Annotated in this window: 23 protein-coding genes and 1 tRNA gene; 22 read left to right on the top strand and 2 right to left on the bottom strand. The window is 38.4% G+C overall.

Translation table 11 applies throughout. The features are described 5' to 3' along the window. Positions 1-104: 104 nt before the first annotated feature. Positions 105-1,526 (bottom strand): MocR-like pyridoxine biosynthesis transcription factor PdxR, encoded by a 1,422-nt coding sequence (gene pdxR / locus IEX60_RS24335; RefSeq protein ID WP_188753999.1) that lies wholly within the window; start codon positions 1,524-1,526, stop codon positions 105-107. 99 nt (positions 1,527-1,625) lie between these two features. On the opposite strand from pdxR, the gene IEX60_RS24330 reads away from it, so the two are divergent. The 8 genes from IEX60_RS24330 (at position 1,626) to IEX60_RS24295 (ending at position 5,885) form a co-directional block, all read left to right on the top strand. Continuing rightward, positions 1,626-2,126 carry a cupin domain-containing protein gene (locus IEX60_RS24330; RefSeq protein WP_013407863.1) on the top strand — a complete coding sequence of 167 codons (501 nt, stop codon included), beginning with the start codon at positions 1,626-1,628 and terminating at the stop codon, positions 2,124-2,126. A 21-nt stretch (positions 2,127-2,147) separates the two neighbouring features. Beyond that, positions 2,148-3,047 carry a dihydrodipicolinate synthase family protein gene (locus IEX60_RS24325; RefSeq protein WP_188753998.1) on the top strand — a complete coding sequence of 300 codons (900 nt, stop codon included), beginning with the start codon at positions 2,148-2,150 and terminating at the stop codon, positions 3,045-3,047. Between the two features lie 20 nt (positions 3,048-3,067). Then, a complete protein-coding gene (locus IEX60_RS24320) occupies positions 3,068-3,298 on the top strand; it encodes a thioredoxin family protein (RefSeq protein WP_163490640.1) in 231 nt (76 codons plus the stop codon). 88 nt (positions 3,299-3,386) lie between these two features. Then, the gene (locus tag IEX60_RS24315; protein WP_188753997.1) at positions 3,387-3,719 is read left to right on the top strand and encodes a 2Fe-2S iron-sulfur cluster-binding protein; all 333 of its coding nucleotides are present in this window, start codon (positions 3,387-3,389) and stop codon (positions 3,717-3,719) included. A 130-nt stretch (positions 3,720-3,849) separates the two neighbouring features. Continuing rightward, positions 3,850-4,296: a GNAT family N-acetyltransferase gene (locus tag IEX60_RS24310; RefSeq protein WP_188753996.1), complete on the top strand. Its 447-nt coding sequence runs from the start codon at positions 3,850-3,852 to the stop codon at positions 4,294-4,296. Between the two features lie 36 nt (positions 4,297-4,332). Then, positions 4,333-4,403, top strand: a tRNA-Ala gene (locus IEX60_RS24305). A 27-nt stretch (positions 4,404-4,430) separates the two neighbouring features. Beyond that, the gene (locus IEX60_RS24300; RefSeq protein WP_188753995.1) at positions 4,431-5,165 is read left to right on the top strand and encodes a YggS family pyridoxal phosphate-dependent enzyme; all 735 of its coding nucleotides are present in this window, start codon (positions 4,431-4,433) and stop codon (positions 5,163-5,165) included. A 3-nt stretch (positions 5,166-5,168) separates the two neighbouring features. Continuing rightward, positions 5,169-5,885: a type 1 glutamine amidotransferase gene (locus tag IEX60_RS24295; protein ID WP_188753994.1), complete on the top strand. Its 717-nt coding sequence runs from the start codon at positions 5,169-5,171 to the stop codon at positions 5,883-5,885. Here IEX60_RS24295 and IEX60_RS24290 read toward each other — a convergent pair. Then, a complete protein-coding gene (locus tag IEX60_RS24290) occupies positions 5,869-7,278 on the bottom strand; it encodes an aminotransferase-like domain-containing protein (protein ID WP_188753993.1) in 1,410 nt (469 codons plus the stop codon). The two genes, IEX60_RS24295 and IEX60_RS24290, sit on opposite strands and share 17 nt — an antisense overlap. A 93-nt stretch (positions 7,279-7,371) precedes the next feature. On the opposite strand from IEX60_RS24290, the gene IEX60_RS24285 reads away from it, so the two are divergent. From IEX60_RS24285 to IEX60_RS24220, 14 genes are read left to right on the top strand one after another with little or no spacing between them, the layout of a single operon-like run. Then, complete coding sequence (locus IEX60_RS24285) at positions 7,372-8,280, top strand: EamA family transporter (protein ID WP_188753992.1); 909 nt, start codon at positions 7,372-7,374, stop codon at positions 8,278-8,280. Further along, positions 8,277-8,786 carry a GNAT family N-acetyltransferase gene (locus tag IEX60_RS24280; protein ID WP_188753991.1) on the top strand — a complete coding sequence of 170 codons (510 nt, stop codon included), beginning with the start codon at positions 8,277-8,279 and terminating at the stop codon, positions 8,784-8,786. The genes IEX60_RS24285 and IEX60_RS24280 overlap by 4 nt, the downstream gene beginning before the upstream one ends. Next, positions 8,783-9,256 carry a GNAT family N-acetyltransferase gene (locus IEX60_RS24275; RefSeq protein WP_188753990.1) on the top strand — a complete coding sequence of 158 codons (474 nt, stop codon included), beginning with the start codon at positions 8,783-8,785 and terminating at the stop codon, positions 9,254-9,256. Before IEX60_RS24280 ends, IEX60_RS24275 begins: the two co-directional genes overlap by 4 nt. Before the next feature lie 43 nt (positions 9,257-9,299). After that, a complete protein-coding gene (locus IEX60_RS24270) occupies positions 9,300-10,316 on the top strand; it encodes a branched-chain amino acid aminotransferase (RefSeq protein ID WP_229717778.1) in 1,017 nt (338 codons plus the stop codon). A gap of 10 nt (positions 10,317-10,326) precedes the next feature. Then, positions 10,327-10,860: a YfiT family bacillithiol transferase gene (locus IEX60_RS24265; protein ID WP_134090130.1), complete on the top strand. Its 534-nt coding sequence runs from the start codon at positions 10,327-10,329 to the stop codon at positions 10,858-10,860. Continuing rightward, a complete protein-coding gene (locus tag IEX60_RS24260; protein WP_134090129.1) occupies positions 10,851-11,291 on the top strand; it encodes a GNAT family N-acetyltransferase in 441 nt (146 codons plus the stop codon). Before IEX60_RS24265 ends, IEX60_RS24260 begins: the two co-directional genes overlap by 10 nt. 3 nt (positions 11,292-11,294) lie before the next feature. Further along, positions 11,295-11,741, top strand: a complete 447-nt coding sequence (locus IEX60_RS24255) for a PaaI family thioesterase (protein WP_134090128.1) — start codon at positions 11,295-11,297, stop codon at positions 11,739-11,741. A gap of 3 nt (positions 11,742-11,744) precedes the next feature. Beyond that, on the top strand, positions 11,745-12,098 hold the full coding sequence (locus tag IEX60_RS24250; protein WP_134090127.1) for a DUF6176 family protein: 354 nt from the start codon (positions 11,745-11,747) through the stop codon (positions 12,096-12,098). 15 nt (positions 12,099-12,113) lie between these two features. Continuing rightward, positions 12,114-12,617: a DinB family protein gene (locus tag IEX60_RS24245; RefSeq protein WP_188753988.1), complete on the top strand. Its 504-nt coding sequence runs from the start codon at positions 12,114-12,116 to the stop codon at positions 12,615-12,617. Between the two features lie 6 nt (positions 12,618-12,623). Further along, the gene (locus IEX60_RS24240; protein ID WP_188753987.1) at positions 12,624-12,974 is read left to right on the top strand and encodes a nuclear transport factor 2 family protein; all 351 of its coding nucleotides are present in this window, start codon (positions 12,624-12,626) and stop codon (positions 12,972-12,974) included. Then, positions 12,974-13,513 carry an AAA family ATPase gene (locus tag IEX60_RS24235; RefSeq protein WP_163490653.1) on the top strand — a complete coding sequence of 180 codons (540 nt, stop codon included), beginning with the start codon at positions 12,974-12,976 and terminating at the stop codon, positions 13,511-13,513. Before IEX60_RS24240 ends, IEX60_RS24235 begins: the two co-directional genes overlap by 1 nt. A 4-nt stretch (positions 13,514-13,517) precedes the next feature. Then, the gene (locus IEX60_RS24230; protein ID WP_163490654.1) at positions 13,518-14,069 is read left to right on the top strand and encodes a DUF1572 domain-containing protein; all 552 of its coding nucleotides are present in this window, start codon (positions 13,518-13,520) and stop codon (positions 14,067-14,069) included. A gap of 7 nt (positions 14,070-14,076) precedes the next feature. Then, positions 14,077-14,421, top strand: coding sequence for a cupin domain-containing protein (locus IEX60_RS24225; protein ID WP_163490655.1), 345 nt, complete (start codon positions 14,077-14,079; stop codon positions 14,419-14,421). A gap of 10 nt (positions 14,422-14,431) precedes the next feature. Continuing rightward, positions 14,432-14,824: a hypothetical protein gene (locus IEX60_RS24220; protein WP_229717777.1), complete on the top strand. Its 393-nt coding sequence runs from the start codon at positions 14,432-14,434 to the stop codon at positions 14,822-14,824. Positions 14,825-14,869 lie beyond the last annotated feature (45 nt).

Raw genomic sequence — 14,869 nt, 5'->3', positions numbered from 1 at the left:
TGCCGAAATCATGTACTTATTGTTGCCGATTTCTCTGTATCCTTATTTTCCATTTTCTCTGCACTTGTATTTACCGATTACATCTTGGTAATCCAATCTGAAGATCATAGCATTTTTGCTAATGCCATAATCCCTTCTTCCAAATCCTTTTCAGAAAGCGAGCCATAGCCCAATCTAATACCGTTTATACACTCATTAAAGCTATACGTATCGGACGTAATGATTTTAATGCCCTTATTTTCTAGTTTCTTGTAAATCTGTAACCAATCCATTTTCTTATTAGGAACGACCCAAAATGCCAAACCGCCTTCCGGAATGGTATATGTAGCTTTGTCTTTAAGGTGTTTTTTTAGCAGGTTAGTTGCCAAATCTCTTTTGGCTCTATAGTAATTTGTTGCTTTTTTGATATGTCTTTTAATTATACCGTCTTTAATCAGTTGCAAAACAGCCTGTTCCATGATGCTATCGCCCTGTACATCAATAATTTTTCGTAAATTACCTACCTTTTCAATCAAAGTGATGTCGTTGCTTGCCAAATAGCCGATACGTAGAGCAGGTGCAACCACTTTGCTCATTGTTCCAATGTAAACGTAGTTTTTTAGTTCTGTAAAGCTCGACAAAGGCAATACCGGGCGATACCCGAAATGAAACTCATTATCGTAATCATCTTCAATAATCGTGAAACTATATCTGTTGGAAAGTTTTATCAGTTCCAGTCTTCTTTTTAGGCTCAATGTTACTGTAGTTGGATATTGATGATGAGGTGTAACATAAATTGCCTTTATTTTTTTACCGGATTTTAGATAAGTTCTCACGTCGTCGATCAGCAATCCGTCCTTGTCCACACTTACAGGTAACAGTTTTGCCCCTGCATATTCAAATGCTTTCCATGCGGGTTTGTATCCCGGGTTCTCTATCATCACATAATCCCCTTTGGTAAACAGACATTGAGCGGTCAGATACATGGCCATTTGACTCCCCCGAGTGATACAGATATTTTGTTCGTTTATCTGCATCCCTCTTTGATGATTGAGCATTTGAACAATGGCTTTTCGAAATTCAAGATCACCATATTCATTGCCATAACCCATCATCTGCCATCTTGCTTTTTGGTTGAAAATTTGACGGTAAGCCCTTGCCAGTTCCGTAATAGGTGCAATTTTACTGTCTGGATGCCCGTCGTCAAACTGTAAATGATAATGCTTACTCTTTATACTATCTGAGCTTGCAGTTATGTGCTGGTTATATTGCACTTCTTTAAAACCGGGCAATGTATCGGCAACAAAAGTACCCTGCCTTTCTTTGGAAACCAGCCAACCTTCAATCAGCAAGACATTAAGGGCTTCTACAACCGTGTTCCGATTGACTTTTAAAAGTTGGGCAAGATTTCTGCTCCCCGGTAAAGCGTCGCCGGTCTTTAGCCTACCCGAGTGGATATCTTTAATAAGGGCATCGGCTATTTGCAGATAAATGGCTTTATCTGATTGCTCGTCTAATTGTATTTCAAACTTCCAATCTCGTAACATCTGGACTATCTGTTTTTATAAAAACTGTATCACTATGACAGTCCAAAGATACGATACTTTTGTAGTGCAATAATGCAACAGAACTATAAAAAATCAGTTATGTCAAAATTAGAAACAGCAGAAGCCGTAAAGAAATCAATCCACGCTGAGCAAAAGCAATTTAGCTCAAAAGATTTTCATCAGACCTTTGCCAGGCCAACCTACGTAAAGCCTTCTCACGTTATTCACAAGAACGTTGAAAATGCAGGTGTACACAACCAATTTTCGGAGGAAAGAAAACACCCGGTGTTCTTCGTTGACCTGCCGAGTAAAAATGTAAGTATGACCATCGGTGGTTTATTGCCCGGACAAAAAACACACCTGCACCGCCACACCTATGAAACTGTTTTATATGTACTCGAAGGTAAGGGTTGGACAAAAGTAGAAGATGAGATTGTAGAATGGGAAGCAGGTGATGCAGTTTACATTCCGTCCTGGGCATGGCATCAGCACCAGAATTTGAGCGACAGCGAACCGGCCAAATACATCGCTTGCGAAAATGCTCCGCAACTTCAAAACCTTGGCGTAGCGTTACGTGAAGAAGAGGGCAGAGATTTTTAACCTTTAAAATAAGATTATAAAATGAATAACGTACCATTTAAAGGTGTGATTGCCTATCCGATTACACCCTTTGACGACAATGAGCAGATAGATATTCCCTTATTCAAAAAACAAGTTGAACTATTGGTCGCCACCGGTGCCCACGGTATTGCCCCGCTTGGAAGTACAGGTGTAATGCCTTACCTGAATGATACCGACAAAGAGGCCATAACCGAGGCAACGATGCAACAGGTGGCAGGAAGAGTACCGACATTGGTAGGCGTTTCAAACCTTACAACCGAGCGAACCGTTTATCACGCAAAATTTGCTGAAAAAGCAGGTGCTACAGCCGTAATGATCATCCCGATGAGTTATTGGAAACTAACCGATGATGAAATTGTGAAACACTATGATACAGTAGCCTCCAAAATTGCTATTCCTATTATGGCGTACAACAATCCGGCTACAGGAGGTGTGGATATGTCACCTGCATTGCTGAAGCGTTTACTGGAAATCCCGAACGTAACGATGATAAAGGAAAGTACAGGCGATATCCAGCGTATGCACTACCTGAGAAAGGAATTGGGCGAAGAGGTCGCATTTTTCAACGGCTCCAATCCGCTGGCATTAGCCGCATTTTCTGCCGGAGCAAGAGGCTGGTGTACCGCCGCTCCCAATCTAATACCCGAGCTGAATTTGGCACTCTATGCTGCTATACAGGAAAACAATTTGGAGAAAGCAAGAAACGTATTCTACAAACAAGTTAATCTGTTGAAATTCATTGTAGCCAAAGGATTGCCACGTTCCATTAAAGCAGGTCTGGATTTGTTGGGTGTAGGCGGTGGAGGTTTTAAAAGTCCCATTCAGCCACTTAGTCAAAATGAAATAGCGGAACTGGATTGCATACTTTCCGCCATAGAAAACGAAGTTTATCAAAGTTAAATCGCTAAAAACAAAGCAAAATGACAAAAGCAATTTTTTATCACGCAGGGTGCCCTGTATGTGTAAGTGCAGAACAGGATATTTTAAGTTTCATTCCAGAGAACCAAGTAGAAGTAATTCATTTGGGAGAAGATAAGGCCAAAGTAAAGGATGCAGAAGTGGCAGGTGTGCAATCTGTTCCGGCATTGGTGCTATCTAACGGAAATGTATTACACATCAATTTTGGAGCTTCGATTGAAGACTTGAAATAACCACCCTTCAAAAGCCCGGAAGCAATAAGAAACTTTCGGGCTTTCATAAATATTTTTTTAGTAACCAGTTTAAAACAAGCGAATAAATATGCCTCTTAAAGAAGAAACTCAACTTGCTGAAATTCAAGATGGGCAATCGGAAAATGTGGAAGTAACATTGACATTGCAGGGTGATACAAAACACATCCAGTGGGACAAACAAATTCCCCTACTTGACGCACTGCTTAAAGCAGGGATTGAAGCACCATATTCTTGTTGCAGAGGTACATGTGGCACTTGCGTGTGCAAATTAGAAGAGGGCGAAGTACATTTAAAGCGGAATTTTATTTTATCTGAAGCCCATATTCAGCAAGGTTTGATTTTAGCTTGCGTTTCTGTACCTGTAAGTGACCACATTAAAATAAACTATGACGAGTTTTGATTTACATGGAGATAATCACAGGGTTTGATGATTATAGACCATCCTCCTGGGCCATCATTTTATCTAAAAACTGTACCATCAGGCTCGTCCTGTGATCCGATACTTTTGTTTCATCAATAAAATTCATAAAATGGAGTTCAATATTAAGAAAGCAAGTCTGAAAGAATTAGACACAACAGCAGAATTATTTAACCTTTATCGCATTTTTTATCGCCAAGCAGACGATTTAGAAAGATGTAAACAATTTATCAAAGAACGATTAGACAACGACCAATCGAATATTTTTGTAGTGTACGCAGACGGCAAAGCGGTGGGGTTTGTCCAATTGTACAAACTCTATCATTACATTAAATTACAAAAACAGTGGTTGTTGAGCGATTTGTTTGTGCATCCTGATTACAGGGGACACGGGCTTTCGGTAGCATTAATAGACAGAGCAAAGCAATGGTGTGATGAAACAGGAGCCTGCGGATTGATGCTTGAAACCGAAAAGACAAACGATATCGGTAACAAACTCTATCCTCGTTGCGGATTTGAATATGACGACAAGCACAATTATTACTATTGGTGGAAATAAAAAGAAAAGGCGGACTACGTCGGTTCGCCTGCAATTGGTCGGATGGCTGAGTGGCAAAGCAAGGATACGCAATATCTTTTACAATGGTTCAAATCCATTTCCGACCTCAAAATATTCCAAGAAAACATCAGCGTATGAATGAAGGAATCTTGCGAAATATGGCAGCCATACAAGAACGGATAAACAATGCCTGCAAGGAAAGTAACAGAAATCCGGATGAGGTCAAATTGCTGTTAGCAACTAAAACCGTACCTGCCGAACGTATCAAAATTGCATTGCAAGCAGGACATACACTGATAGCAGAAAACAAAGTCCAGGAACTCAAAGAGAAATATGAAACATTGAAAGGTGTTCCGCATACCAATCATTTCATCGGGCATTTGCAAACCAATAAAATCAAAGAGGTTTTAAAATATGATGTTTCCTGTGTTCAATCGCTTGACCGCTTAGATTTAGCAGAAAAACTACATCAGCGGTTACAGTTTGAGAACAAGACCATTGAAGTATTAATACAAGTAAATACTTCATTTGAAGAAAGCAAATTTGGCGTAAGTCCCGATAACGCCATTGAATTGGTAGAGCAGGTTGCCCAGTTGGAAACCTTAAAAATAAAAGGCTTGATGACTATTGGACTGTTTAGTGCTGAAACGCAAAAGGTACGCAAGTGCTTTCGATTGCTCAACGATATTCAACAGCAGATTATTTCTTTAAACATTCCTAATGTAGATATGCAAGAATTATCAATGGGAATGAGTGGCGATTTGGAAACTGCCATTGCAGAGGGAGCAACCATTGTAAGAGTGGGTACGGCTATTTTCGGAGAGCGTATCTACCCTGACAGTTATTATTGGAATGAACAAAAAGCATAGACAATGAATGTACATTATTTTCAACACGTACCATTTGAGGGATTGGGATACATTGAGACTTGGTTAAAAGAAAATCATCATCATATTTCAGTTACAAAATTTTTTGAAACAGATTTTCAATTGCCTGAGATTTCGGAGATAGATGCATTGATTGTAATGGGTGGTCCGATGGGCGTGTATGATGAAACACAATTCCCTTGGTTGAAACAAGAAAAAGCATTTATAAAATCGTGTATCCAATCCGGTAAAAATGTGTTGGGAATTTGCTTAGGTGCTCAATTGATTGCCGGTTGTTTGGGGGCAAAAGTAGTTTCGGCAAAGAACAAAGAAATCGGGTGGTTTTCTATTTTTCCTACAGAGGAATGTAAGCAAATCGCTTGGTTTTATGAACTGTTCAAACATAATCCGGTTGTATTTCATTGGCACGGAGACCAGTTTGAAATCCCACAAAACAGCTGTTTAAATTTACTGTATTCAGGGGCAAATGTTAATCAGGCATTTTACTACAATCAAAATATTATCGGCTTACAATTTCATTTGGAAGTAACCATAGAAAGTTTAAGGCAAATGACTGAAAACGGGAAAGATGAACTTTTGTATCAACTATCCTATGTACAAAATGAAAATGAATTATTGAACAACAATAGCCATATTGCTCAATGCAACAGACTGATGGATACAATTCTTTCAAAGATAAACGCTATTAAATCAACCCTTTAGCAATTCCCCCCAACTGTTTCAGCTTGTCATCTATCTGTTCCGACCAGCGTTGCCCGTAACTTAAGCGCATACAGTTGTTAAACTGGTTTTGCAGTGAAAACATCCTGCCCGGAGCAATGCTTATTTTTTGACGGATAGCCAGATCATACAATTCCGTAGTATCAATTCTTTTGTCCAGTTCTACCCAAAGCATAAATCCGCCTTGCGGTTGGCTTATTTTGCTTCCTTCCGGAAAATACTCGGCAACTGCTCTGGCAAATTGCAGACTGTTGGCGTGCAGCTCACTTCTTAATTTCCGAAGATGATGTTCATACCTGCCTTTTTCAAGGAAATTAGCGATAGCTTCCTGTGTGATGGTCGTAGAAGAAACGGTATGAATGAGTTTCTGATGAACGATTTTATCTTTAAACTTTCCCGGAGCTAACCAGCCCACACGATAACCCGGAGCTAATGTTTTTGACACAGAGCCGCTCCAAAGAACCAACCCTTCCTCGTCAAATGCTTTACAAGGTTTAGGGCGGCTGTTTCCAAAATAAACATCGCCATACAAATCATCTTCTATGAGCGGAATATCTCGTTCCGAAAGCATTTTTACCACTTCCATTTTATGCTCAGCGGGCATACAGCTTCCCAACGGATTGTTGAAATTAGAAACCAGAATACACGCTTTTATTTTGGACAGGACTTTTTTTAGAGCATCAGGCTCAATTCCGGTAACAGGATGAGTTGGTAATTCAATAACTTTTAACCCTAAGCTTTTCGCCAGTTGCAATATGCCGAAATAAACAGGACTTTCAACAGCAATCGTATCGCCTTTTTGTGTAAGTGCCATCAACCCGAATGAAATGGCATTCATCGCTCCGGCAGTTGTAACAAAGTCGTCTTCATTCAAATTTCCATTCCAGGTATAAGTCAATCTGGCAATATCCCTGCGTAATTTTCGGTTTCCCTGAATTTCTTCGTATTCCGTACCACTTCCCTGAAGATTACGCATAGCATTGACCAACTCTTTATTGAGCTTAGCGATAGGCAATAATTCGTTTTCGGGAACGCCAAGAGAAAATCGGGTAACATCTTTATTGCTTAACGTAGAATACACTTTGGAAATCAGTGTTTCTACGCCTATTGGTTCAGTACCCCCGGAAGGTTTACTGACTGAAGGAACCGATAAATAAGCAGGTTGGTAACTGACATAGTAGCCGGACTGTGGCCGGGAAATAATCAGTCCTTTCGCTTCCAGTTCAAGATAAGCCTGTACAGCGGTTGTCATACTCACCCCATATTCACGGTGCAACATACGCAGTGAGGGCATCTTATCTCCTGTTTTCAGTGTGCCGTTTCTTATTTTTTCTTCTAACGCACAAGCGATTTTTTGGTATAGGCTTTCTTTCATCTTTTTAAACTGTACTCTGCAAATTTACTAAAATTGTATCTGTACTTGTGTCTTTTTTATGCGTTATTTTGCTTTGTAATTTATCAGTTTACTATGGGCAATCATAAGAATTGGCTGGCATTTGCTGCTCTGGCTGTCGTTTGTTTAGTTTGGGGAACCACTTATTTTGCTATTCGCATTGGGGTAGAAACCTTTCCGCCCTTTTTATTTGCAGCCGTAAGACAAGTCATTGCCGGAGGTATATTATTGCTGGTGCTTCAATTCACGGGGAACCTGGAACTAAGCAAAAGGGACTTTTTATATCAGTCCGTTCCGGGCGTTTTAATGGTGGCTTTGGGAAACGGTGTGATTGGTTGGTGCGAACGCTACATTTCAAGCGGACTGGCAGCATTGATATTATCACTCATTCCTGTTTTTGTGGTGGTCATCAGCTATTTGTTCGGGTTTGACAGGAGAAAACCACATTTATTAATTATCGTGGGATTGATATTAGGCTGTTTGGGTATTGTACTGATTTTTCGGGACAATCTAAAAGACCTTGCCAATCCTGCCTATTTTACGGGAATGTTAATAGCCTTCGGAGCTTGTCTGGCCTGGGCTTCGGGGAGTGTATTAGCAAAATACAAAATCCAGAACAGTAAGAACGTGTTACAAAATGCTGCATTGCAATTGTTTTCCGGAGGAATGGCCTTGTTTGTAATCAGTGCTTTTTTGGATGATTATTCAGAGTTAAAAACAGTAACGACATCCAGTATCTGGGCTTTGGTTTACCTGATTGTAGTGGGTTCCGTCATTGCGTATTCTGCTTTTGTGTATGCGCTGAAACATTTGCCGATAGGCATTTCTTCCCTGTATGCTTATATCAATCCGTTCATTGCCATTATGCTCGGATTTTTATTCCTGAATGAAAACCTAACCGGTATCACTTTATTGGCTTTGGTCGCTACTTTAAGCGGTGTGTATTGTGTCAATAAAGGTTATCAGAAAATGTCAAAAAAATGATAATAGAGCGAACGGTTATAGCCGACATTCCAAAGGTGGAAAAAATATACAGCGAAGCAAGAGCCTATCAATTTCAGCAAAGCGGATACGGTTGGCCTGTTTTCAGTAAATCATTTATTGAAAAGGAAATTACAGAGAAAAGGCACTTTAAAGTCTTAGATAAGGATGATGAAATGGCAGGTGTATTTTCCATAGTAAAAGCCGAACCTATTATTTGGAACGACAAGGACGGAAAGGAAGCCATTTATTTACACCGTATGGCGATACGTAATCGGTACAGAGGAAAAAATATAGCGAAGAAAGTGGTGGATTGGGCTATGATTGAAGCGTGGAAAAATAAGAAGAAATTTATCCGGATAGATACCTGGGCAAACAATAAAGCATTGACCGGTTATTACCAAAAATTAGGATTTGAATGGGTAGGTAAAAGACAGTTGCCGCCACAGAGTGATTTGCCGGAACACTATAACAATATTGAGGTCAATTTATTCGAGATAAGATTATGAAAACGATAAGCATAGAAAATTACCGTCCGGAATGGAAACCCTATTTTGAAAAATTCAACCGGGCGTGGATTGAAAAATATTTTGTGTTGGAAGATATTGATAAATACGTCCTTTCCAATCCCGAAGAAGCGATATTAAATGACGGAGGAGAAATTTTGTTTGCCGTTTATAGAGGTAAGGTAATCGGAACTGTCGCCTTGAAAAAAGTATATACGGATACAATGGAATTGACCAAAATGGCGGTGGATGAAAATTATCAGGGTAACGGAGCAGGAATAATGTTGTGTCAGGCAGCTATTGACAAGGCAAAAGATTTGGGCGTGAAGAAATTGCTGCTCTACACGCAATCCGCATTGAAACCGGCGTTGGGTATTTATAGAAAATTAGGTTTTAGCGAAGTTCCTATTGAAAAGGGAAAATACAAACGAGCAGACACTAAAATGGAAATGATTTTAAATGATAACTATTAAATAGAGTGAAAAAATGATAAACGTCCAAAGGTCTGAAATAAGTATGAAATCTAATTTTAATTATGATGATTTTGTATTTGGCGTTCAGCCAACAGACCATATTTTACTATGTAATTACAACGACGGCACTTGGCAATCACCTCGCATAGTGCCACATACCGATATTAAAATGAGCCCGATGTCACTGTGTTTACATTACGGGCAAACCGTATTTGAAGGAATGAAAGCATTTCGTCAAGATAATGGGCAAGTTATCATATTTCGTCCTGACAAGCATTTTAGAAGATTTAATGCTTCATTGGAAAGAATGTGTATGCCTGCTGTTGAGCAAGATTTATTTATTGAAGGAATAAAAGAATTGGTTCGTCTGGAAGAACATTGGCTTCCGGAAGAACAAGAAATAAGTTTATATATACGTCCGTTTGTGATTGCCACAGAACCTCGATTAGGAGTTAAAGTTTCGGATGAATATTTATTCTGTATAGTATGTACACCAATGGGATTATATTATTCTGAACCTGTACGTTTAAAAGTAGAAACAGAATTTGTACGTGCGGCAGAAGGCGGAGTAGGTTATGCCAAATGCGGAGGAAATTACGGTGCTGCATTTTATCCGGCACAGCAAGCCAAAATACAGGGGTATGACCAGGTAATTTGGACAGATGCTAAAACTCACGAATATATTGAAGAAGCCGGCACAATGAATATTGCTATTGTAATAGACGATAGATTGATTACACCTAAGTTGAGTACTTCAATTCTTGACGGAGTGACCAGAAGTTCAATTATACAAATTGCAAAAGATATGGGAATGATTGTCGAAGAAAGGAAGGTACAACTTCAAGAGCTTATTGATGAATTTCAATCCGGCAAAAAAATAGAAATATTTGGTGTGGGCACAGCTGCGGTTATATCTCCTGTTAAGTGTATAAATATCTTGGGAACAGAATATCATCCATATATTGCTAATGATGCAACAATGTTTAAACTGAAAAAGCAACTTGACAACATTAGAAAAGGGCGAATTTCTGATAAATATAATTGGAACTGGTTTATATAAACATTAGAAAATGGAACAGATTAATCAATATCCGATTGGCAAATACAAAGAGCCGGAAGAAATCACGAAAGAGATGTATGCATCATACATTGATGTTATTGCATTATTTCCCGGAAATATAAAGTTAGAGATAATGACTTTGAATGATGAACAATTGGATACATCATACAGAAAAGAAGGTTGGACTGTCAGGCAGCTTGTTCATCATGTAGCGGATAGCAATATCAATTGCTTTGCCCGCATCAAGTTTGCATTGACGGAAGATAATCCGACTATCAAACCTTTTGTTGAAGAAAAATGGGCGGAATTATCGGATGCGAAACATATATCCATTTTGCCGTCATTAAGCATTTTAGAAGGCATTCACGAGCGTTGGGCTATACTTTTAAAAGGTTTAGAAAAACAAGATTGGAACAGAACGTTCTTTCATCCGGATTTGAATAAAAGTCAGACTATTGCTGAAGCTATGGCAAAATACAGTTGGCATTGTAACCACCATTTGGCACAAATCAAAAATCTGAAAAAACAAATGCAATGGAAATAAGCAATCAGGTAATTGAAATAAAATCGGGATTTGAAAATATGGACATCAAAGCCGTCCATCAGTTTTTAAGCAAGGAAAGCTATTGGGCAAAAGGTATTCCGTTGGAAACTGTAAAAACGGCGTTGCAAAATTCTTTTTGCGTAGGATTATTTAAGGACGAAAAACAGATTGGCTTTGCCCGATTGGTAACGGACTATGCCACTTTCGGCTATTTGGCAGATGTATATGTTTTGAGTGAATACAGAGGTAAGGAATTATCAAAAATGATAATGAAATACATAATGGATTTGGATTTTGTACAAGGGTTAAGAAGGACATTACTGGCAACATTAGATGCTCATTCGCTTTACCGTCAGTTTGGATTTGAATCTCCTGAAAATCCGGAGCGATTGATGGAAATAAAAAGAAATAACCTATATAAAGATGTTTAGACTATGAACGATGAAAGAAAAACACAACTATTGGAAAGTTTCGGGCGTTCCAAAATAATGCAATTATTCGGTGCGGAAGTTACAGGCATAGCAGACGGATATTTTGAAATTACTGTTCCCAAACAGGATTTTATGGCTCGTCCGGCAGGAATGTTCAACGGCAGTACCATTGCTTCATTGGTAGATGTTTCCTCGGGCTATGCCGGAGCGTCAGCTAAACCGGAAGACAGCTATTTTACAACAGTTGAGCTGAAAGTAAACTACCTAAATCCTGCCATTGGTGAACAACTTGTGGCTAAAGCACAGGTTATCAAAAACGGAAAAGTGTTGACTGTAGTGCGTTCAGACGTATTTGCAGTTAGTGCCGAAGGAAAGGAAACATTAGCAGCAACTTCATTGGTTACACTGATGCAGTTATCAAAAAAATCACCCGACAAACAAATAGATTAGGCAATGGAAAGAAAGCTCTTCAAATACCGTATTCTACCCGAAAAAGTTGAGCAATTACATCAATGGATGCAAACGCTTAACAGTAGAAAAGAAGAATTATTGCAAACCATCGAACACGAAAAAGTCTATATCGAAAATATTTTTCTTTTGGAAGAAGAAGGTTTTCAGTGGTTGTATTTCTATATGCTGGCAGATGATATTGAATTTGCGTTGGAACAGTATGCCAAAGGCATTTTTGAGATAGACCGAATTCATCTTGGTTTTGCCAAAGAATGTATTGACTTCAGTTATACAGCACCCGATTTTAAAGAGATGGTTTACATCTCTCGGGAAACCGATAGAATTATAAATGATTAAAAGGAAAGGATAAGTATGGAAATAACCAATATGGAAAATTTTCTGGAGTACTATGGAAAAATCAGGCAACGCACCAATCGCCTGATTGCCGTTATTCCACCGAAATATATGGATTGGGCATACAAACCGGGCAAGTTTACCATTGCTGATATAATCCGGCATATAGCAGCTATGGAACGGTATATGTTTGCCGAAAATGTTTTGGGAAAACCTTGTATTTATAGCGGATGCGGTAAAGAACTCGCAGACGGTTACGATAATGTAATCCATTATTTTAACGAGAAACACGAAGAATCTTTAACCATTTTCAAAAGACTGAGTGATGAAGATTTACAACGAAAATGCCTGACACCCGGCAATGCTCCAATTACAGTTTGGAAGTGGCTTCGAGCGATGACCGAACACGAAATTCACCACAGAGCACAGCTATATATTTATCTGAATTTATTAGATGTTAAAACACCGCCAATGTTTGGGTTGAGTTCGGAAGAAGTAATTCAAAACAGTCAATTAAAATAAAAGGTTATGAATACAGACTTTGCAAAGGAATGGCTTGATGCTTGGAACAGCCACGATTTGGATAAAATAATGGAACATTACAGCGAAAACATTGATTTTGTGTCGCCCATTATTCAACAAATGGGAATAAACACAGCAGGCAAAATTTCCAATAAAGGTGATTTAAAGGATTACTTTTCAAAAGCCCTGCAAAAATACCCCGACCTGCACTTTGAATTGTACCACGAACTCAAAGGAGCTAATTCAACCGTATTGTTTTACAGAAGTGTCAATAATTCCTTTTCGGCAGAATATATGGAATTGAATAATGACGGGAAAGTAAGTAAAGTGAGAGCACATTATAAGTTTGAAAAATAATGAAAAACTTATTCGTTATAACCGGTGGCCCCGGAGCAGGAAAAACAACCTTATTAAATGCTCTGTCAGCAAATGGATATAAAACTATTCCGGAAGCTGCCAGAACGATTATCCGCGAAGAAACAGCACTAAACGGTGATGCTTTGCCTTGGAAAAACAAACAACTTTATACCGATAAAATGATAGCCGCATCCCTTTTAGATTACAACAGAGCAAAAGCAAGCCAGTCAAATGAAGTTTGCTTTTTCGACCGAGGTATTTTGGATGCCGTCTGTTATGCGGATATGATTGGCTATGTACTTTCAACGGAAACCATAGAAAAAGTATTGAATTGCTCATATTATCCTAAGGTATTTATCCTGCCACCCTGGAAAGAAATTTATCAAACAGATAATGAACGAAAACAGGATTGGCAGGAGGCAGTACACACCTATTTCCAAATGAAAAGTACTTATGAAAAGCACGGTTATGAAGTCATAAACGTGCCGATTGGTAATATCAATGAAAGAAAAGAATTTGTATTAACCCAAATAAGATAGAGAAATGGACAGTTATTTAGAAAGTATCAAAAAGCAATTCCTGTATTACAAAATGCTTGGAGAAAAAGCAATGGAACAATTACAGGAAGAACAATTATTCTGGCAGTATAATGAAGAAAGCAACAGTATTGCCATTCTGGTCAATCATATTGCAGGAAATATGTTGTCAAGATTTACCGATTTTCTGACTACAGACGGAGAAAAGCCCTGGCGAAACCGTGATGCGGAATTTACCAATCCGTTTCAGAGTAAATCGGAATTGATGGAACATTGGAATAAAGGTTGGAATTGTCTGTTGGATACATTAGGAAATTTAACGGATAACGATTTAGTGAAAATTATTTATATCCGAAATGACGGGCATACAGTTACTGAAGCAATCAACAGACAGTTAGCTCATTATCCTTATCATATCGGTCAAATGGTTTTCATAGCCAAAATGTTGAAAAATGAAGACTGGCATACTTTATCCATTGCCCGTAACAAATCGGCAGATTATAATAACCGGAAATTTTCTCAAGATAAAGACAGACGACATTATACAGATGATTTGTAGAAAAGTTATGATAGTAAATAAAAACAATACAATCCGCTATCAGTGGGGTAATAAATGTGAAGCGTGGACTTATATACAATCTGAAAACGTTATTATAAAAGAAGAAATAATGCCACCGCATACAGAAGAACAACTTCATTTTCATAACGAAACGGAGCAGTTCTTTTATATTCTTGATGGTAAGGCTTCATTCTTATTGGAGAGTGAAAAAATTTCTTTGTCCAAAAATGATGGAATTAAAATTTCAGCAACGCAAATACACAAAATAATTAATGAAACTTCCGAAGAATTGCGGTTTTTAGTGATGTCATTTCCGGGAAATATGAATGATAGAATTAATATCCAACATTGAACTTGATTGAATGATGTCAAAACGTTATCAAATAAAGCAAGTTGTTCAATTTACAGAACAAACGACCGTTCCGAAAGAGCAGTCTGAGAATGCTTTGTTTGATATTCTGCAGGAAGATGTGGTGGATAACAATGCTTACTGTCAAGAACTTATCAATAAATTATTCAGATTACCTTATGCGCAGCTTCCGGACTTCTTTGCCCATCATTGTAACTATGTAGCAGACCCTATAAAATGGCTCAATAAGTTTGAAAAACTGATTGCCGAAAATGAAGAACTGTTTGTCAGTTCTACCAATAGAGGTCGAATGATAAAGTGTTACACCATTATTGAAAGCAAAAGAAAGGAAATTTATGATACTGCCCGAGAGTGTAAAATGAACTGTGTCAAGATTAGTAAATAAGTATTAATTTTAGACATAGTAATTATGGAGATCAGAGAAACGGAG

The sequence above is a fragment of the Parapedobacter defluvii genome (assembly GCF_014642075.1).
In the GTDB taxonomy this organism is placed as follows: Bacteria; Bacteroidota; Bacteroidia; order Sphingobacteriales; family Sphingobacteriaceae; genus Parapedobacter; species Parapedobacter defluvii.
The sequence above is the reverse complement of the archived record's forward strand: the minus strand, read 5'-3'. Positions and strand labels throughout refer to the sequence as shown.